Source organism: Desulfofundulus sp. TPOSR (assembly GCF_011393055.1).
GTDB lineage: Bacteria > Bacillota > Desulfotomaculia > Desulfotomaculales > Desulfovirgulaceae > Desulfofundulus > Desulfofundulus kuznetsovii.
Map to the genome: position 1 here is coordinate 984,167 of NZ_JAAOEF010000001.1, position 19,007 is coordinate 1,003,173.

The 19,007-nt window shown below is 56.6% G+C and carries 21 protein-coding genes; 2 read left to right on the forward strand and 19 right to left on the reverse strand.

The window, feature by feature from the left end:
- Nucleotides 1-18 precede the first annotated feature (18 nt).
- From G7K71_RS04935 to G7K71_RS04950, 4 genes are all read right to left on the reverse strand, one after another.
- Entirely contained in the window at nucleotides 19-1,221 is a 1,203-nt protein-coding gene (locus tag G7K71_RS04935) for a sulfite exporter TauE/SafE family protein (RefSeq protein WP_166343926.1), read from the reverse strand.
- Between the two features lie 67 nt (nucleotides 1,222-1,288).
- Nucleotides 1,289-1,492, reverse strand: coding sequence for a hypothetical protein (locus G7K71_RS04940; protein ID WP_243174565.1), 204 nt, complete (start codon nucleotides 1,490-1,492; stop codon nucleotides 1,289-1,291).
- A gap of 159 nt (nucleotides 1,493-1,651) precedes the next feature.
- A complete protein-coding gene (locus tag G7K71_RS04945; RefSeq protein ID WP_013821519.1) occupies nucleotides 1,652-1,870 on the reverse strand; it encodes a hypothetical protein in 219 nt (72 codons plus the stop codon).
- Nucleotides 1,871-2,446: 576 nt separating this feature from the next.
- Nucleotides 2,447-3,466, reverse strand: a complete 1,020-nt coding sequence (locus tag G7K71_RS04950) for an inorganic phosphate transporter (protein ID WP_166343928.1) — start codon at nucleotides 3,464-3,466, stop codon at nucleotides 2,447-2,449.
- 196 nt (nucleotides 3,467-3,662) lie between these two features.
- Between G7K71_RS04950 and G7K71_RS04955 the strand changes: the two genes are divergently transcribed.
- On the forward strand, nucleotides 3,663-4,277 hold the full coding sequence (locus tag G7K71_RS04955) for a DUF47 domain-containing protein (RefSeq protein WP_013821517.1): 615 nt from the start codon (nucleotides 3,663-3,665) through the stop codon (nucleotides 4,275-4,277).
- Nucleotides 4,278-4,377: 100 nt separating this feature from the next.
- Here the strand turns inward: G7K71_RS04955 and G7K71_RS04960 are convergent, their stop codons facing one another.
- The 8 genes from G7K71_RS04960 to G7K71_RS04995 form a co-directional block, all read right to left on the reverse strand.
- Entirely contained in the window at nucleotides 4,378-4,848 is a 471-nt protein-coding gene (locus G7K71_RS04960; protein ID WP_166343930.1) for a metallophosphoesterase, read from the reverse strand.
- Nucleotides 4,849-4,869: 21 nt separating this feature from the next.
- Entirely contained in the window at nucleotides 4,870-5,478 is a 609-nt protein-coding gene (locus G7K71_RS04965) for an XTP/dITP diphosphatase (RefSeq protein ID WP_166343932.1), read from the reverse strand.
- Complete coding sequence (rph, locus tag G7K71_RS04970) at nucleotides 5,444-6,229, reverse strand: ribonuclease PH (RefSeq protein ID WP_166343934.1); 786 nt, start codon at nucleotides 6,227-6,229, stop codon at nucleotides 5,444-5,446. Before rph ends, G7K71_RS04965 begins: the two co-directional genes overlap by 35 nt.
- An 80-nt stretch (nucleotides 6,230-6,309) precedes the next feature.
- The gene (locus tag G7K71_RS04975) at nucleotides 6,310-7,083 is read right to left on the reverse strand and encodes an MBL fold metallo-hydrolase (protein WP_013821513.1); all 774 of its coding nucleotides are present in this window, start codon (nucleotides 7,081-7,083) and stop codon (nucleotides 6,310-6,312) included.
- An 18-nt stretch (nucleotides 7,084-7,101) separates the two neighbouring features.
- Nucleotides 7,102-7,875, reverse strand: a complete 774-nt coding sequence (locus G7K71_RS04980; protein ID WP_013821512.1) for an acyl-CoA dehydratase activase — start codon at nucleotides 7,873-7,875, stop codon at nucleotides 7,102-7,104.
- A gap of 14 nt (nucleotides 7,876-7,889) precedes the next feature.
- Nucleotides 7,890-8,873, reverse strand: a complete 984-nt coding sequence (locus tag G7K71_RS04985; RefSeq protein ID WP_013821511.1) for a 2-hydroxyacyl-CoA dehydratase family protein — start codon at nucleotides 8,871-8,873, stop codon at nucleotides 7,890-7,892.
- Between the two features lie 84 nt (nucleotides 8,874-8,957).
- Nucleotides 8,958-9,764 (reverse strand): glutamate racemase, encoded by an 807-nt coding sequence (gene murI, locus G7K71_RS04990; protein ID WP_013821510.1) that lies wholly within the window; start codon nucleotides 9,762-9,764, stop codon nucleotides 8,958-8,960.
- Nucleotides 9,765-9,952: 188 nt separating this feature from the next.
- The gene (locus G7K71_RS04995) at nucleotides 9,953-11,761 is read right to left on the reverse strand and encodes an N-acetylmuramoyl-L-alanine amidase (protein ID WP_166343936.1); all 1,809 of its coding nucleotides are present in this window, start codon (nucleotides 11,759-11,761) and stop codon (nucleotides 9,953-9,955) included.
- A gap of 290 nt (nucleotides 11,762-12,051) precedes the next feature.
- On the opposite strand from G7K71_RS04995, the gene G7K71_RS05000 reads away from it, so the two are divergent.
- Complete coding sequence (locus G7K71_RS05000; protein ID WP_243174567.1) at nucleotides 12,052-12,798, forward strand: L,D-transpeptidase family protein; 747 nt, start codon at nucleotides 12,052-12,054, stop codon at nucleotides 12,796-12,798.
- A gap of 10 nt (nucleotides 12,799-12,808) precedes the next feature.
- Here the strand turns inward: G7K71_RS05000 and G7K71_RS05005 are convergent, their stop codons facing one another.
- From G7K71_RS05005 to G7K71_RS05035, 7 genes are all read right to left on the reverse strand, one after another.
- Entirely contained in the window at nucleotides 12,809-14,170 is a 1,362-nt protein-coding gene (locus G7K71_RS05005; RefSeq protein WP_166343940.1) for an APC family permease, read from the reverse strand.
- A gap of 1 nt (nucleotide 14,171) precedes the next feature.
- Entirely contained in the window at nucleotides 14,172-14,525 is a 354-nt protein-coding gene (locus G7K71_RS05010) for an SCP2 sterol-binding domain-containing protein (protein WP_013821506.1), read from the reverse strand.
- 32 nt (nucleotides 14,526-14,557) lie between these two features.
- A complete protein-coding gene (locus G7K71_RS05015) occupies nucleotides 14,558-15,469 on the reverse strand; it encodes a quinate 5-dehydrogenase (protein ID WP_166343942.1) in 912 nt (303 codons plus the stop codon).
- Between the two features lie 56 nt (nucleotides 15,470-15,525).
- Nucleotides 15,526-17,253 carry a phosphoenolpyruvate--protein phosphotransferase gene (gene ptsP / locus G7K71_RS05020; RefSeq protein WP_166343944.1) on the reverse strand — a complete coding sequence of 576 codons (1,728 nt, stop codon included), beginning with the start codon at nucleotides 17,251-17,253 and terminating at the stop codon, nucleotides 15,526-15,528.
- 203 nt (nucleotides 17,254-17,456) lie between these two features.
- Nucleotides 17,457-17,675 carry a hypothetical protein gene (locus G7K71_RS05025; RefSeq protein ID WP_166343946.1) on the reverse strand — a complete coding sequence of 73 codons (219 nt, stop codon included), beginning with the start codon at nucleotides 17,673-17,675 and terminating at the stop codon, nucleotides 17,457-17,459.
- A 15-nt stretch (nucleotides 17,676-17,690) separates the two neighbouring features.
- Nucleotides 17,691-18,086 carry a hypothetical protein gene (locus G7K71_RS05030; RefSeq protein ID WP_166343948.1) on the reverse strand — a complete coding sequence of 132 codons (396 nt, stop codon included), beginning with the start codon at nucleotides 18,084-18,086 and terminating at the stop codon, nucleotides 17,691-17,693.
- A gap of 84 nt (nucleotides 18,087-18,170) precedes the next feature.
- Nucleotides 18,171-18,869: a zinc dependent phospholipase C family protein gene (locus G7K71_RS05035; RefSeq protein ID WP_166343950.1), complete on the reverse strand. Its 699-nt coding sequence runs from the start codon at nucleotides 18,867-18,869 to the stop codon at nucleotides 18,171-18,173.
- Nucleotides 18,870-19,007: the final 138 nt, after the last annotated feature.

Here is a 19,007-nt window from a genome sequence, read left to right on the forward strand (position 1 = left end):
CCCTGCGGGAGATAAGCTTTATGCTTTCATCTTGGCAGTTTCCTGCTCGCGCAGGCGCTTTTCCTTGACTTCTCTGGCCACGCCCAGGTAGAGCTGGATGAGAATGTAGGCGCAGATACCCGTGGCGGCGGTAAGCATCAGGATACCCCCCGCCTGGTTCCAGAGGTAGTCCTTCGTGTACGCGGCCCACCAATCGGGCTTGTTGGCTACCTCTACCATGTAATGATAAACGGCGCTCTTTTTCGCGTATATGGCGGAGATTTCAGCAGGTGTAAGCCCTTGTTTCGCGAGGAAAGCCTCAAAGGGTTTCTTGTAAATTGCCGCATAGCGGGAGGAAATTTCCTTGAGAATTACCGAGGTACAGGCAAAGAAGGTAGCGATGGTAAAGATCAGGCGGATGGTGATGCCGTACACATACTTGGTACAAACAGTACCGAACTGGGCACCCACGCTGGCTCCCAGAAGCATGATTACTGCGGCAACCAGTTCCACACCGCCCTTCAAGCTGTACGTAAAGGCGCCGTAAGCTCCCGAGAACATTACTTCAAACAGGTCGGTACCCACGGCAATCTTTGTCGGTACACCCATCAGGTAAATCAACGCGGGTACACGGATGATGCCACCGCCGACCCCGAGGATACCGGCTACAAAACCGGTGACTACGCCCACGAAGAGAATGGCCCACATGGAGACGCGCATCCTGGCAATGGGGCAGTAGAAGGTAGGCCAGATGTTGAGGGTGTCCTGGATCCAGCGGGACCAGGCAGTGCCGACGATGTCTTTAACCTGCTTGCCCGCTTCCTTTTCCAGCTTTCTTACCCGCAAGTATTCCGAAAGCATGAAGATACCGATGGAGGCCAGCAAGATCATGTACAGGTAACGTACCACGCTTCCGGCAATGCCCTTTTGCGTGAGCCAGTAGAGGATTTGGGCGCCGGTTTCAATGCCGGAGAAGGTGCCAATGAGCATCACTACCGCTATAATTACACTGACGTGGCCGAATTTCCAGTGTCTGAAGGTGGCTATAATGGATTTACCCACCAGGTGGGTCATGTCGGTGCCCACCGCATAAATCATGGGGAAACCGAAGATGTTTAATGCCGGCGTGATCAGCCAGGCGCCGCCGATGCCGAAGAAGCCTCCCACCACCCCGACGGTAAAGCCAATCAGCAGCAGCGGCCACCAGGCCATATCCACACCGCTAACGGGCATGTGCATCATAACCCAACACCCCTTTCTTCAAGACAATTATTGCAACCCATGAATGAACGGAATAATTGCTTGAGTTTTATTGCTTGATAACTGCGCTTTCATCTTCGAATTCTTTCTTGTAGGAACCCAGATCCACACGCAATAACCTGAAGATCCCGTCGGCAATCAGGCCGATGGCTACACCCAATACCACCATGGTTCCCACATTCACCACGGCATAAGTAAAGGGTGAACTTTTGGCCAGCCCGGCAGCCCATGTGAAGTACTCGCCAATCATCATGATTCCTCCTTTCTTAATTTTTTACCTGGCATTTTAGCCAGCCTTGCCCTTAACTTGACCACTAAGCAACCAGAAAAGCCACAGGCCTACGGAAGTGGTGCAAAAGAGCACGATGAAAATCTTAGTCAGAAGCTTACCCATGGAATTCACCTCCTTTCTTTACCAGGTGGACATTTGTACGGCAAGTTTTTCCAGTTTATTTAGCGTAAAAAACAGCTTATTAACCAGTAAAGTGTAATTATTGGGGGAGAAAGCCTTGAGGTAAAGGATGATAGTTAGAACTGAAATAGTGGATACCCCCACAACGTCGACGGCCAGCAGGGCGACGTCTTCCATCTTCTCTCTTTGGACGGCAGCAGGGGAACGTTTACCCGCCATCGGCGTTCTCCCCTTTCGTTAAAATTTTGAGGAAGAGAAAAAGGCCGGCTTCCTGGCATATATCCAGGAAAACCGGCCTATGGTTGTTCCATTCGGCCTATTTTTTCTTTGGCTTCATGTTACCAAAATCACAAGCCTCTGTCAATAGCTTTTAGGACAATTTTCCTGATAATTGTTCTCAATCGTCAATGAAAATATCAGAGATACGGGCTTTTGTTAAAAACGTTAAAAACCTATTGACATGAGCTTGATCCTTTGGTAGCATAAAAGGGGTAGTAAGTTAGGTTTCAGCCGAATCGAACAACGATAGGCTGGCAATCCGGCTGTAGGCCGGGTAGCCAGCCTTTTTGTATGCTCCCATCCGGGGCATCATTTGGAAAAAGAAGGTCGGTCTGGTGACCGGCGTCCAGTAACCCCGTTAAAATCGCCTTGCTCATATATACCCGGGTAAGCAACGTACCCGCAAAACCCCCTTTACGGGGGTTTCTTTTTGTTTTACGCGGCAGGCAAATTATTTACTTTTTGCAAGGAAAAAACTAACTACCTTGGCAGCTATTACTTTGCTCTTTTTCCTTTTTAAAACACTGCCGCCAGCCGGCCGATACCGGCGCACAGCCCGTAGGACAACCCCGCCAGAACGGCAGTCACTGGCAGCGTCACCACCCAGGCCAGGACGATCTTTTGCGCCGTCCCCCACTTGACCGTGGAAAAACGCCTGGCCGTACCCACGCCGATAACCGAAGAGGAAATCACGTGGGTGGTGCTCACCGGGAGCTTGAGCAAAGTAGCTCCCAGGATCACCAGGGCCGAACTCAAGTCGGCGGAAAACCCGCTGCCGGGCTCCAGCTTGATGATGCGCGTACCGACGGTTTTGATGATCCTCCAGCCGCCCACCGAGGTGCCCAGCGCCATGGCCAGGGCGGCAGAAAGCTTGACCCAAAATGGAACGTGAAGTGAACTTTGAAAACCACCGGCTACCAGGGCAAAGGTAATGATACCCATGGTTTTCTGGGCATCGTTGGTGCCGTGGGAAAAGGCCTGGAAGGCGGCGGTAAAGACCTGGAGCATGCGGAAGCGCCGGTTAATCCGGTGAGGAACGGCGTTACGAAAAACTAGCTTGATTAAGGTCATAATGGTAAAACCCACGCCCACGGCCAGGATCGGGGAGAAAACCAGGGCTTTCAGGATATTGATGAAACCGTGGAAATTAACCGCTGAGAAGCCGGCGGCGGCGATCACAGCCCCGGTTAAAGAACCAATCAGGGCGTGGGAGGAACTGCTGGGGAGGCCGTAGTACCAGGTGATCAGGTTCCAGGCACTGGCCGCCAGAAGAGCTGCCAGCACAATAACCAGCCCGTTGCTCAGGCTTAAAGGATCGGCAATTTTGCCGCCGATGGTCTTGGCCACGCCCGTGAAGGTCATAGCCCCCACAAAATTCATCACCGAAGCCAGGACGATGGCCGTCCGGGGCGTCAGAGCCTTGGTGGAAATGGAAGTGGCGATGGCGTTGGCCGTATCATGAAAACCGTTGATAAAGTCAAAGGTCAGTGCCAGGACGATTACCACGAAGATCAGCAAGAGGTGAGGGTCAGGCACCCGGTATTCCCCTTTCTTCAACAAGTTTGGACAGGCTATTCCCTCTGTATATTAACACCGATCTCACTGATTGTTAATAATTCAATAACAAAATTTTTGTCCCTACATGCCGATCCCTCTGGACTTTTGACCGTCATAACGTTTAAAATGGTTCAGGAGATCAAACACCGGACAGTAAGTGGGGGCAATTTTTCCTATGATTCTAAAACGCAAGCACGATATTTTTTTCGAACATTTCCTCCTGATTGCGGAAAACATCAGGGAGGCGGCCAGGCTTTTCCGGGAAAACGTTGAGCTTCTGGAGAACACCGAAGCTTACGCGGAAAACATTAAGCTTTTGGAAGACCGGGGTGACGAGTATACCCACACCATTTTCAAAGCGTTAAACCAGACCTTCATTACCCCGCTGGAACGGGAAGACATTATGCTGCTGACGGTAAAGCTGGATGACGTGCTGGACGGCATGGAAGCCTGCGCCGACCTGCTGGACATATACCGCATTAAAGAACCGGACCCGTACATGCGCCTTTTTGCCCGGATAGTGGAAAACTGCACGGAAGAGATTGTTGCAGCAGTGCAGTTGCTGGCTGCTAAAAAGCTCCACGATATACGCCGGCATACGTTTAGAATAAACGACCTGGAAAAAGAAGCAGACCAGCTTTACCGGGAAAGTTTGCAGGTCCTTTTTGACGAAAATAGTGATCTGAAAAAGATCATTCAGTTCAAGGAAATTTACGCCATGATGGAATCTATTCTGGATTGTTGCGAAGACGTGGCCAACGCGCTGGAAGGCATCATCATGCGCAGCTAAACACCTGGCATAGAAAAACCCCTGGCGGTCGAGACGCCGGGGGTATGTTTTTATTGAAAAAACCGGGCTTGTCCCGGGGGAGGTTCACGGCTTCCATTCCTTAGGGTCCAAAACCCGGCTTAACTTCCCGCCCCTCCATTACCAGAAGGCCGCATCCCGGGCCGTGTTCCCCCCGGGGGGCGTAAACGCTGCCGGGGTTGAAAAACAAAATGCCTTCGTGCTCCTGGCAGTAGCGGACGTGGGTATGCCCGAAAACCACCACGTCCGCCTGCAGTTCCAGGGCCCGGTAGAGGAGCTTCTGCAGGGAAAAATGCACGTGGTACAGATGGCCGTGGGTGAGAAATACCTTTTTCCCCGCCAGTGCCAGCACCTCTTCCTCCGGGCCGCCCGTTTCAAAATCGCAGTTGCCGGCCACGGCATGCACGGGCACTTTCAGCGCCTCCGCCAGCAGCCGGCCGTCGCGGTAATAATCTCCGGCATGGAGCAATAAATCCAGTGGTTCTAACTGATTTAATAGTTTGATAGCCCGGTCCACCCTTCCGTGGGTATCACTAACCACACCTACGCGCATGAAACAACACCTGCTTTCCGCTTAACCTGCATCCAGTTCATGGCGCAGACCCGCCAGAATTTCCCGCATGAGGGCCAGGGCGCGGCCACGATGACTGATCCGGTTTTTTACCGCCGGGTCCAGCTCGGCAAAGGTTTTCCCGCAGGAGGGTACGTAGAAGAGGGGATCGTATCCAAAGCCTCCTTCACCCCGGGGTTTATCTGCAATCACTCCCTCACAGGTTCCTTCCGCGGTAAAAACCCTCCCCTCCGGGGTGGCCACGGCCACCACACAGCGAAAGCGGGCGGTACGCTTTTCGGGGGGAACACCGGCTAAAAGCCTTAAGAGCTTTTCATTGTTGGCCCGGTCGTCATGCCCCTCACCGGCAAAGCGGGCCGAGTGTACCCCCGGCGCTCCCCCCAGATAATCCACTTCCAGACCCGAATCGTCGGCCAGGGCCAGCTGGCCGGTATAGCGGGCCACCGCGGTGGCCTTTTTCACCGCATTGTCTTTAAACGTGGCTCCGTCCTCAATTATTTCCGGCACACCGGGATATTGATCCAGGGAAACCACCTCGTAACCCAGCGGGGAGAGCAGCTGGTTCAGTTCCCTTACCTTACCCTGATTGCGTGTGGCCAGTACCAGTTTCATCAGTCATTTCCCCTTTGGGTCCAATTTGGCTGACCAGGGCGGGGCCCAGGACTTCCTTCTGATAATCCACCAGCAGCCTGATGCCATCCGCTGCCAGGTCCAGCATACGGTTCAATTCCTCCCGGGTAAAGGAAGCTTCCTCCCCGGTACCCTGGACTTCCACCAGGCGGCCTTCACCGGTCATCACCACATTCATGTCCACTTCGGCGGCCGAATCCTCGGCAAAGCACAGGTCAAGAACCAGTTCTCCGTTTACCCGGCCCACACTGGTAGCGGCCACAAAATCTTTCACAGGCAGATAGGGGAGCGACCCCTCTCCCACCAGGTGGGCCAGGGCATCCACCAGGGCCACAAAGGCACCGGTAATGGAAGCGGTGCGGGTACCCCCGTCGGCCTGGATTACATCGCAGTCCAGGATCACGGTCCGCTCTCCAAGGGCGGACAAATCCACCACCGAGCGCAGGGAACGGCCAATGAGCCGCTGGATTTCCTGGGTGCGGCCCTTGCCGCGGGTAAGGTCGCGGGAGGTACGCACGCCTGTGGCCCGGGGCAGCATGCCGTATTCGGCAGTCACCCAGCCCATACCCGTATCCTGGCGGAAGGGAGGCACCCTGTCCTCAACCGTGGCCGTGCAAATAACCCGGGTATCGCCCACCTCCACCAGGACCGAACCCTCGGCATATTTGTTAAAATGCCTGGTAATCTTCACCGGCCTCATCTGACCGGGTTTTCTCCCGTCTACCCTTTCCATAAATCGTCCTCCCACACATCTGTTATTTTGAAAAGCTGCCGTGCCTATGTTCCATATAGTTAGTATGTCCAGGTTCAGTATTAATACAGGAAATACGTATCCCCTTCGGCAGCCAGTTCCACCGTTCCGCCAAAACCAGCCTCGGCTTCGGCCTTTAAAACGGCGAGATCGTATTCAGGATAAAAGTGCGTGATGATCAGTTCCTTCACCCGGGCCTGCCGGGCCAGGGTTCCCGCTTGCCGGGCGGTCATGTGCCGGCAGCGCAGGAATTCAGCGTCCTTGTCCAGGCCCGAGGCTTCGCAAAGGAAAATGCCCGCTTCCTCGGCCAGGGCGGCCAGTTCTTCGGTGGGTGCGCTGTCCCCGGAATATACAAAATAGCCCGATCCCTCCACCCCCACCGAATAGGCGGGCAGGTTGTGGCGGGCCGGCAAAAAGAAGAGCCGCACCGGACCTACGGACCCGCAGCGCACCTTTATTCCCGGGGGCACCTCTTCTTCCGGCAGGGATTCGATGGGCACCACATCAAAGGCATCGGTACAGGCGGACAGCTCTTCAAAAATATGTACCGGTTCCGAGGGCAAAAAAAGCTGCACTTTACGCCAGCGGTGTTTTTCCCGCAGCCCGGCGGCGGTGGCGTGGCGCAAACAGTGCAGGTCCACATAGTGGTCGGGATGCAGGTGGGTAATCACCGCCGCCCGCAGGTCGCAATGATGGATGAACTGTACCAGGCGGCTGAAAGTTCCGTGGCCGGCATCCAGCAGGATATTGCCCCCGCCGTCCTGCAGGAGATAGCCGGAACAGGCCCCCCCCGCGGCCGGATAAGGAGCCCAGCAACCGAGAACAGTGATCCGCATAATAACACCTCCCACTTCTCACTTCTCACTTCCCAACTTGGCTTCCACACAGCAGCCCACCGCCCCGGTATACTGGGGGTGATCGGGAACCACCACCCGCACCCCCAGCTCTTTAGCTAAAATCTCCCTTAGAGCGGCGTTCTGAGCCACACCGCCGGTAAAAACCAGGGTGTCGCTGAAAAGGCGCAGCAGCATGGCCCGGATGCGTTTGAAGATGGTGTAATTCACCCCGGCAGCCAGGGAACCAATGGGGTGGCCTTCCAACACCTTGCCGATTAGCTCCGTTTCCCCGAAAATGGCACAGGTAGAACTGAGATCCACCGGGTTCTGGTGATGGCGGCTGAGCTCGTCCAGGCTGATGTTGAGCACGGCCGCCATATTTTCCAGGTAACGCCCGGTACTGGCGGCGCATTTGTCGTTGGTCTGGAAATCTATCAGCCGGCCGCCCCGCACCAGGGCCACCTTGCTGTCCTGCCCGCCCAGGTCCAGCAGGGTGAAGTCGGACAACCCGGTAAGGTGGACCGCCCCCAGAACGTGGGCCTTGATCTCGGGAATCACCCTGGCTCCCTTCAAGGCTACGGTCTGGCGGCCGTAACCGGTACTGACCACCACCCGGGGTTTGGTTCCAGCGGGCAGCAGGGCGGATAAATCCACCGCCAGCTGGCCTTCTTCCAGCCGGCCGTGCTCCCGGTAAAAAGCGACGGTATCGAATTTGAAAAATTCCAGGCGGCCTTCTTCGTCCATAAGAGCAACTTTCACATTGCGGCTGCCCAGGTCAACGCCACAGTACAAAGGAACACACCTCTTTACTGCAACATTTCAATGAAAGCATCCAGGCGCATGCGGGTGCGGGCATCCAGACGATTGGGTTTGTCCCCCTCCAGGGTAAGGATGGGAAGCCTGAGCCTTTGCCTCACGATGAGATCCTCAATCTGGCGGAAGCAAAAACTCTGGGCGTAGTGGATGACACCGTGCACCCGGCGCCTTTCCACTTCCCGGACGATATCTTCCAGGCGGTAAAAGATGCCGTAGGGATAGCTGTACAACCGGTAGCGCTCCACCAGATCCTCCGTCTCAAAGGGCAGGGTGAACTGGCGCTGGGTTTCGTTATAAACCACCCGGGCACCCCGCTCCTCCAGGTAATCGTAAAGATCGTCCATGATCGGCGGCACGCCTATGTAAGCCAGGCGGATCTTTTCCCGGCGGGGCCCGGCCCCCTTCAGGCGGGCCAAAAATTCATCCACTTCCCGCTCAAAAGCGTCCGGGTCCCCTTTAAAATCGCTGCAGTTCACCTGGTAGAGATGGTTGTCCCACCCGCTCACCAGGTTTTCCTGCCAGGTGAGGCGGTCGATCTCCCATACTTTGCGCCGGATTTGATCCAAACGCTCCCGGGCCCCGTTCACCGCGGCCCAGTCCACTCCAAAGCGGTCCATGAGTTTTTCAATCTGCAGGGCCAAGAGATCCCGGTCCCGGTCAAAGGGATAGGCAAAGGGAATCACTTCCACCCCAATTAATTCTAGAGTTTCCATCAGGGCATGGGTATTACTGCAGTCCCCCTGGGTGACCGCCACCAGGGTGCGGATATCCCGGTGGCGCAGGGCAGTGCTGTAAAGCCCCTTGATCCAGGCGCAAACATTGCGGGGGTAGCCGGCCAGCTCCGCTTCCTCCACCAACCCCCCGGGGTTGGGATCGGTAATGAATACGTTGTTTAAATCCACCGGGATGCAACCCGCGGCGTAAATCACCTCCACGGGCACGGTGGTGGTAATGCCTACCCGGCGGGACTTCACGCTGGTTCCCCTCCCATTGCTCTTGTCAACCACACCATGTCACCAAATAACTAAATTTTTCATTGCCGCCGCTGAATTCGACCTTCAGTCAAGTTTCACCTGCTGGACGGATGGAATATCCTCCCCTAAAAAATGGCGGGCCGCCTCCTGAAACACCCGGGGATCACCGCTGACAAAATAACGGTGCTGCACCGGCCCTCCGCCGGGATTGTTTAACAACCCCAGCCGGGACATCTCCTCCCGGGCGGCCATGATGGTGGCTTCCGCGGGATCGACCAGTTTTACCTCCGGGCCGAGCACCTCCCGGAATTCGGCTTCCAGAAACGGATAGTGAGTGCAACCTAAAATGAGGGTGTCCATGCCGGCCTGTTTTAATGGCTGCACATACTCGGACACCGCCTCCAGGGCCTCCCTGGTACCGGCCCGGCCCGCCTCCACCAGGGGTACCAGGCGGGGGGCAGCCTGGCCGAACACCGCCAGTTCCGGATTTAAAGCCTTCAACGCCCGCTGGTAAGCGCCGCTTTTGATGGTGGCTTCCGTGGCAATGACCCCAATGCGTCCCCCGGTACTCACCCGTACCGCTTCCCTTACCCCCGGCTCGATCAGGCCGATCATGGGTACCGCATAGCGTTCCCTGACCACGGGCAGAGAAATGGAAGAGTTGGTGTTGCAGGCAAAGATCACGTATTTCACCCCGCAGGACACCAGGAAGGTGAGGATGCTCTCGGCAAACCCAATCAGTTCTTCCGGTTTGCGAGGCCCGTAGGGTACATGGGCGTTGTCTCCAAAATAAACGGTGGATTCCCCGGGCATCAGGCGAAAAATCTGCCGGGAAACGGTGAGCCCCCCTACTCCCGAATCAAAAAGACCAATTGGTCTGGGATCGCTCAATTTTAGGCTCTCTCCTTGTCCTTCTTTAATTATGTTCAGGATAGTACCATCTTAATATTTATTCAATGAGGCGTGCTTTTACTCGTTCAAGGATCTTTTTTCCGGTTCAAAAAAGACAGGCCCGTGAAAGGACCTGTATCATCATAACATAGATTTTTCCTTCTGGAAAGTAACCAGTTGCCACTTTCTCAGCCCCAGCGCTCGCTTAAATAATCCATAATACCCTGGACTATGCCCTGTGCGGTCTCCTCCACAAACCAGTCCTGGATCAACAGGGCGGCCTCCTGGGGATTGGTGATGTAGGCTACTTCCACCAGCACCGCGGGCATTGCCGAAGTGCGCAAGACGGCAAAATTGGCCTCCAAAACCCCGTCATTTTCCAAACCGAGCCTTTGTACCAGCCGGGCCTGGATATAACTGGCCAGTTTGCGGCTTTCCTCCCGGCGGCTGGGATCTCCCCCTCCGGCAGGGCTGAGGATGTAGGTAGCCGTACCCTGGACGGCGGGGTTGATGTTGGCGTTAATATGAATGCTGACAAATATTTCTGCCCCCGCCCGGTTGGCCATGTCCGTCCGCTCGTACAGGCCCACTTCATAATCGGCATTACGGGTAAGCAGGGGGCGGGCTCCCTTTGCCGAGAGCAAGCCGGCCACCCGCTGGGCCATTCTCAAGGTTATATCCTTTTCCTTTAAACCGTTGCCCACGGCACCGGGGTCCGGCCCCCCGTGTCCGGGATCAATGGCAATAACTACATCCCGCAAAACATCACCGGGATCGGGGATATAAATTTGCATTTCCAGCGTTCTCCCGTCTGCGGACAGGCTGGCCCGGTAGCGCACAGGCCCTGTCAGGTCGAAGACCAGGCGGGTAACATCGGGGGACCGGCTGAACCAGCCCACCCGCAACCTGTTCACCGTCTCTGTGTTTACGGACATTTCCGGCGGCACGTTGCCCGGACGCACACCCGTTAAATCCACCACCAGGCGGTCGGGGGAAGTCAACTTGAACACATGGTAAGTCATGGCCCCTTCGGCCGCTACCGTAACCCGGGTGACCTTACCCGCCACGGTAACATCAAGCCTGGTTACGGCCGGACCCTGGTTCTGTTCCCCTTCATTGCCCGGCAGGGGGTCTTGCGGTTGTTGCCCCGGTATGCCGCCCGGATCCTGTCCCTGATTGCCGTCATCGCCCGGCCGGGGGCGCCCGCCGGGTACCCCCCGGGAATTTTCATCCCCCGGCACCGGCCCTCCGGGAATGGGGCCATCCCCCGGATCGGCAACCTGGCCTTCCTCCCGGACATACCAGGCTACAATCCAGCCCGTTCCTCCACCGGGCAGCTGCACCTGGTACCAGTCGGGAACCTTCCCCAACACCGTCAGACGATCCCCGCGGTTTACCTGGGTCACCACCGTATGTTGCAAGCCGGGACCGCTCCGTACATTTACCAAATCGCCCTGGACGACCACCTGACCCAGGGTACCCGGCTTGGTGGTACCGCCTCCCGTTGGAACAGCAGGTTGGAGCAGCACGGTACGGTTTTGCTGGTTCCATTCCACCCGGTAGCCTAAAGCCTCGGCCACATGGCGGGCGGGCAGGTAGCTGAGCCCGTCCCTGATCACCGGGGCCACATCCATATCCTTTGCCTGCCCGTTCACCGTTATGGTCCTGCTGCCCACCGTAAGCCTTAACTCAACACCGTCTTTGGTTAACAACACGGTCTTGGTATTTTTATCCCAGAGGATATCCTTCTCAGCTACATTCAGGGCCAATGCCAGGTAACGTAAAGGCACGTAAGTGCGCCCCTGGGCAATAAAGGGCGAGGCATCCATAGTTAAAGTTTTTTCATTTACGTAGTAGTTCTTTTCCCCCACTTTAAAAACAACTTCCTGTAGCCCACCGGCCAGGGAACCGCCCGGCCCGGAAAGTAACAAAAAACCGGCGGTCAGGCAGGTAACCGCCCCGAGGGACAACACTCGACAGAGTTTCCCTTTCTTCATCCTCCCAACTCCAGCCATTGTTCAACATGATTTGACACGCTGGATAAAGGGATTCTCCATTAATTCTGGAAATCCTGCCAGAGAAAAATCAAAAAAAGGACCACCTACCTCTGCTGGTCCTTTTCTGGTTATATTTTTTTGCTGCACGCCGGGAAACAGGATGAGGATGTTGACGATGGAATAGGCGAAAAATACATGGTGCATAAAAAATGGCAGAGGGCAAATAACTAAGGTGAAAACAAGCCACCAGCTGAACGGGGGTGGGCAAGACGGGAAAGAAGTTGTGTTTGTTGTTTACTCTACTTTTATTCCTGCTTTACGGGACCGTGCCGGCCAGTGGGGAAACACGATCTTTTGAACGCTGCTGCTGCGAACAGGAACAAATCCTCCAGATCCCGGCCACCTGGAACGCCATTGGCCAGACTGCCACCAGGCCAACCACCGGCCAGCAGGACAGGCCTCCGGCAAAGGATGTAAGCATTCTCATCGATACCACCCGGCGCACCCTAACGGTCTTATTCGACGGCCAGCCCCACCGCCAGTATCCCGTGGCCGTGGGCAAGTTCGAGACGCCCACACCCCTGGGCGACTTCCGGGTAGTGCGCAAGGCCATGCACTGGGGGACGGGCTTCGGCTCCCGCTGGCTGGGGCTGGACGTCCCCTGGGGACTGTACGGCATCCACGGCACCAACAAGCCCTGGGCCATCGGCAGCTACGCCAGCCACGGGTGCATCCGCATGCACAACCGGGACGTGGAGGAACTGTATCCCCTGGTTCCCGTGGGGGCGCAGGTAATCATTATCGGCAACCCCTTTACCTACCGGGAGCCGCCTTTTCGGGACCTGCGCCGGGACTTCTGCGGCTCCGACGTCATGGAGGTCCAGCGGACGCTGGCCCGGCTGGGGCTGTTCAAAGGCAAGATTGACGGTACCTGGCGCTGGGACATGGAAGAAAGCGTTTACCGTTTCCGGGCCATGCACAACCTTTCCCGGGACAACGTGATCGACAAACCGGCCTACCGGGCGCTGGGTTTTTAAGAAGGGGGAGCTAGGTTTTCTTGCACCCGGCGTCGGCCGGTTCGGCCACCGGGCGGCGGCGACGGGCCGGCCGGCGGGGCTGGTATTTGCTTTTCAAAACCGGCACCACCCGGTGGACATACCACCACAGGATGGCAAAACCGGTCAGCAGGTACAGGCTCACATAAAAGTCCGTGAACATCACCGCCACGGCCAGCCCGGCAAAAACCAGCGCGGTGATAACGGGAACAAATACCCCTCCCTTTACCCGGTAGGGACACTCAGCTTGCGGTTCTTTCTGCCTCAACCGGATCACCGCCAGACCCGCCAGGGCGTAAACCACCGACTCCATGGCGGCCGCCAGGTTCACCAGCACCAGATAACGGTGGGTTGCCAGTACCACCAGAGATATGGTCACACCGGCGGCAAAGACGGTGAGGATGGCCACCCAGGGTGTAAAAAAGCGCATGCTCAGGCGGGAAAAGACGGGCGGCAGGACATACTCCCGGGCGGAAGCGTAAATAAAGCGGGAGACGCTGATTAAACCCGCATTAAAGGTGGTGATGGAAGCGGCAAGGCTCAAGACCACCATCCAGAACACTCCCGCCGGCCCCAAAACGGTGCGGGCAAAAACCATCTGGGGGGCGGGTGAGGCCACCAGTGCCTCCCGGGAGCATGACGCGCTCATGGCCACGGTAAAAAGGGCATAAACCACGCTCAACAATCCAACCGCCAGAAGCATGCCCCGGGACACCAGGCGGCTGTGGGTGACCTCCTCGGCCAGCGGCGTAACCCACTCGAAACCAACAAAGAGAAAAACCCCCACCGCCACGGCGTTAATGAAGGCCAGAGCGCCGCCCGGGGCCAGGGGTGCTGTGAGCTGAAACCCCACCCTGCCCAGGGCGATAAAGGCGAGGACCAGCAGGGAGCCCATGAGCCCGTAGGTGATCAGGTCCTGAAACGTGCCGGCAATCTTAACCCCCCGGATATTCATGCCCGTGACCACCAGGAACATGGCCACAATCCAGACGAGGGGGGGTATGGCGGGCAGGGCCGCGTTGAGGACGGAAGCCAGCACGTAGCTCTCGGCCCCCACCACCCCCATCACCACCGCCATGTACAACAGGGAAACGGTCAGGGCCAGCCGGTCGTTGAAGGCCCGGGAGAAATACAGCCGGATGCCGGCGGCGGAGGGGAGGCGGGCGTTTAGTTCGGAAAAACAGGACGCAGCCCCCAGGCATAACAGCCCGCCGGTGAGAATGGCCAACCAGGCGGTATCCCCGGCCAGAAAACCGGCCACCTGCACGGCGGCCACAAAAGAGGAACTGGCCAGGGTGAGGCCAGCGCTGGTTGCAATTACGGTACGCAGGGTGAGCACCCGTTTTAAACCCATTTCACTCACCCCAGATCATCAGGGAGATGAAATCAAGACGGACAATATCATCTTCGGAACCGATGATCTTCAGCGTACCGTTCATATATGGTTCGGTAGGGGTAATATCACCGTAAAAAAGGTCCGCCAGGGTCTCGCTGTCGGAAATTACCGTCAGGTCGGCCCGGGGCGGCGCCCCTTCCCGCACTGACAATTCCCCGTTTCGCAATTCCAGGGTGTGCTGGGAAGGGATGTCGCTGGCCTGCACCAGGACCACCCGGTCCCAGTCCCGGTTCATTATTTTCAACCGCTCGTTCTTGTTGTAACCCTCCTGGAAGGCCAGGAGACTGGCAGTAATTTCTTCGTGACTGGCCAAAGATGCCTACCTCCAGATACATACTGTGGGTTTCAGCGCAAATACACCACCCGGGGCTTAAAGTCCAAACGCCGTAAAAGATCCAGGTAATCCTGGGAAGAAATTTCCTCCCGGGGCTTTTGCAGCAGGGCCACCAGCACCGCTTCCATGACATTGGTACCAAAGGAGCGCCCCTGAAATTCGGGTGTGGTGGTCACCAGGCAGCCCGCCCCCTTTTCTCTTAAGAAGGCCACATCGTCAGCGGTGGTGGTATTGGTAATAATAGTCTGGCCGTCAAGCTGGGGCATGTAACGGCGCACCAGGTGATAATCCCCGGCAATTACCTGTGCTTCCCGGTAATAGTGGCCGAATTTCTTGACTTTTTCCTCATCCTGGGTTTCCTGTTTCTTCCCGGTGGGGTAGAGCATGTGAAAGGGCAATTTGGTCATTTCCGGCAGCAGCTTGGCCGCCAGTTCTTCCAGTTCCTGTACGGTGTGAATGGGATAGGGTATGCCGGCTGCAAAAATGAGGTCGCCAAAGGTAAGATGGCACCCCAGCCCGGCAAATGCCTCGGCCATGCCGAAGCGATCCACCGCACTGACCATCAGCACCCTGGTACCGGTGGGAAGCAAATCCGTATGCTCCCGCAGGTAATAGACCGTTTCCCTTTCCAGGGTATTTTTCAAACCGCTGCCGTCCACCACCGGGGTCTTCTGGACGGCATCCATGAGCTTTCTGCCATCCCGGACCACATAGCGGGTCTTGCCGGCGTACAGGTAGACATCAATTCCACCCAGCCCGATGGCGTCCACCTTACCGTCCAGCTCTTTAAGCAACTGGATGGCCCGGTCGAAATCCCCGTCGGTACCCCGGCGGCTGATCTCAAAGCGCTCGCCCAAAAGCTCTACTTCCACCCGGTGATCCCGCCGGGAAGAACCCAGGCTGACACTGACCACTCGTTTCAAAAAAAGACCTCCATTTCCCAAACACGCTGATCCCTAACCATTGTAACCAAATAGAGCTAAAAATACAAGCGGCGGCTTTTCATCTCCTGTTCTAAAAAGCGGCGAACCTCTTCCGGTGCCGATAACTGCAGGGCCTGCAGGGCCACCTCCCGGGCTTCCTTTAAAGTAACCGCCCGGATTACTTTTTTAATTTCCGGCAGTGAGCCCGCGGCGGCACTGAACTGGTCCAATCCCAAGCCCAGAAGGAGCATGGTGGCCAGGGGTTCCCCCGCCATTTCCCCGCACATGGCCACCTTCTTGCGGGTGTTACGGGCCACATCAATGACGTTCTTAACCAGGCGCAGGATGGCGGGGTGTAAAACCTGGTTCAGGGGATTAATCCCCGCACTGGCCCGGTCCACCGCCAGGGTGTACTGAACCAGATCGTTGGTGCCGATGCTGTAAAAATCAACCTCCGGTGCAAAAAGCTCTGCGGTCAGGGCGGCGGATGGCACTTCCACCAGCAGGCCCACCTCGATCCGGGGGTCGAATTTTTTCCCGGCTCGCTGCAGTTCCTCCTGTGCCTGGCGCAGCATGGCCTTGACCCGGCGTATATCTTCAACCCGGGAGATGAGGGGGAACATCACCTTTACCCTGCCAAAGGCACTGGCCCGCAGGATTGCCCTGATCTGGGTATTAAAGATTTCCTCGAAGTTCAAATTTAATCTTATACCCCGGCAGCCCAAAAAGGGATTGGGTTCATAGTGCATGGGCTGGAAGAAGGGGCTTGAGGGACCGGCATAGTCAAGGGTGCGGATGACCACCGGCCTTCCCCGCATCTTTTGTACTACCTGCACATAAAACTCAAATTGCTCGTCCTCGCTGGGCATGGTATCCCGGCCCAGGAAGAGATGCTCGGTACGGAACAGCCCGATTCCCTCCGCCCCCTGGGCCAGGGCGCTGGCCACCTCCCCGGGATGATCGATATTGGCCAGGAGTTGAACCCGGTAACCGTCCCGGGTTTCCGCCGGGAGGTCGGAAAGCATCTGCATTTCTTTTTTACAGGCCAGATAGGTCTCCCGCCGGTGCTGGTACTCGGCAACCGTGGCCGGATCGGGATTGAGGATGACCGTACCTTTGCTGCCATCGACGATGATGAGATCTCCGTTTTGCACCCGGTGTACAAAACGGCCCAAACCCACCACGGCCGGTATTTCCAGGGACCGGGCCAGAATGCAGGCCGTACAGGTCCGTCCGCCCCTTTCAATGGCCAGGCCGAGAATGCGGGAACGGTCCAGCTGCATGCTGTCGGGGGCACTTAAATCCCGGGCCACCACAATGGAATCTTCCTTCAGGCGCGGCACCGGCGTCCAGGACTGGCCCAGCAAAATGCGCAGCAAGCGGCACCCCACATCCCTGTAATCGGCCGCCCGCTCACGCAGGTACTCGTCGCCCGAATCTTCAAACATCTGCACGTAGTTGGTCACCACCTCGCCCACGGCACCTTCCACGTTGACACCCGAACGGATGATACTAATCAACTCGGATTCAAAGGTGGCATCTTCTAAAATCATCAGCTGGGCATGGAAGGTGCCCGCCCGGTCCCGGCCCAGATCCGACATGGCCCGGGCGTAAATGCCGGCCAACTCCTGGTGAGCCTGCCGGAGGGCGTGCTGCAGGCGGACAAGTTCCTGATCAATTTCCGGCGGCGAAATGGTTTTCCGTTCAAACTCCAGTTGTTCCGGACGAAAGATGAAGGCCCTGCCAATCGCAATCCCCGGTGCCCCGGCAATTCCTTTTAGCATTTCGCTACCCCCCCTGAACTTGATGTTATGTACGGAGAACAAAAATGGCCAGCAGTTGCTGGCATCACTGACACGATTAAAGCTGCTACTTCTAATATATTTAATTTTAACTTCGACGTGACTGACTTTTATTCCTGCCTTTCGAACAATCAGAAAAAAATTTAACACCCTAAAACAGGAACGGGAGGATCAAAGCCTCCCGCTCACATTTCATCGCTAATCCCCGGAACAACCTCTTTTTTGTCCTGCCTGGCCTGTTCCAGCAGGGCCAGGGCCTCATCGGAGCCCTCTATACAACCCGAACGCCACAGGGCCGCCTGCGCCGGCGACAATACGGGAGCTTCCACCTTTTCCCGGATACGTTCCACCGCTTCATTAAAGCTTCGCGGCTGTTCAAGGCCAGCCTTTTTCCGGCGATCCATGCCCCAACCCCCCCCTTAAACCTGCGCCCCGTGTTTTTCCAGTATGTCCACGGCTCCCTGGACCTTGTCTTCACTGGTAACAACCGTTACGAGAAACGCCCGGCCCCCCGCCGTGCCGTAATCATGGGCGGCCATGCCGCTCACCGAGGGATCCGCCGCCTTGAGGACCCGGGATTCGCTGTTGGACAGGCTGTCGGTACCGGCAGAAAAAAGGGTCAACCCGGTAATGGTTTCCGCCCGGCCGGCGACGGGATTATTGATTTCCGCATCGTCCTCCACCCCAAAGCGGGACACCCGGTCCAGGCTGACGGTACCATAGCCGGCAGATCTCAATTCTTCCATGGCCCGCCGGGCTCTGGTGCTGGAAGGAAAGTAGGCCAGGATGGAGCGCTCCCCTGGAGAAAGCTGCATCACCATCACTCCCGCCTTTCTTTCCCGTTATTATGACCGCCGGCCCTGAAGATCATACAAAAGCAGCATGTACGGCTGCTGCTATCACCGCTGCTGTATGTGCCTGTAAAAAAAGAGCAAAAACCCGGCCGTAGAACGCTGGGCCCGGGGAAGGAGGATGCTCGTGGCCTGGTGGTAACTTTCTTCATCGGAGGGGGCCCGGACCAGGGGATAATATTCCCTGGCCTCCCAGGCATTGGCCGCCACCCATTCTTCAGGAGTGTGGCCAAGGTGGTACAGGCCTCCCGAGCCCACGCGGTAATAATGCTTTCGCCCCTTAACCCACTTTTCATAATCCAGGTGCCCGTCAAAGAGCTGGCAGCAGGCGTGATGGGGTACACAGGCATCCTGCACCAGATGTACGGCTGCACCGAGCATGAATAAAGACTTGCGATATTTTCCCCGGCGCCAGAACAATAGCGCCCTGTCGAAGTACTGCCTGCATTTCTGGGCGGCATTTGCCCACGCCCACACCCCCACCCCCCGCCGGGGATCAAAATGATGGGTGGTGCTGCGCAGGCCCCGGTCTGCCCAGGTGACCCCCGCATCCAGTTGGGCGGCAAACCGGTTGATTAACCGGGCACACTCCCTGTGGCCGTCGTGGTAAAGAATGACCCGCCCCTGTTCATTGCAAAAAACATGGGTATCACTGGCTCCCAGTACCTGTAAGGGAAGGTGTATGGAAAACAAATAGCGGGAGGCAGCGGCCACCGGATGGGTCCACCTGGCAACATGAACTTTCATTTCCCCACCTCATCGTTATTACCAGAAAGTAACCATATTGATATTCTCCATGAACGGGGAAAACCCCTTTTATCATTTGTGTTGGTTGGCTATCGTAAAGTTTAATTTTATGTTAACATAACAAATTTTAGCACTCGG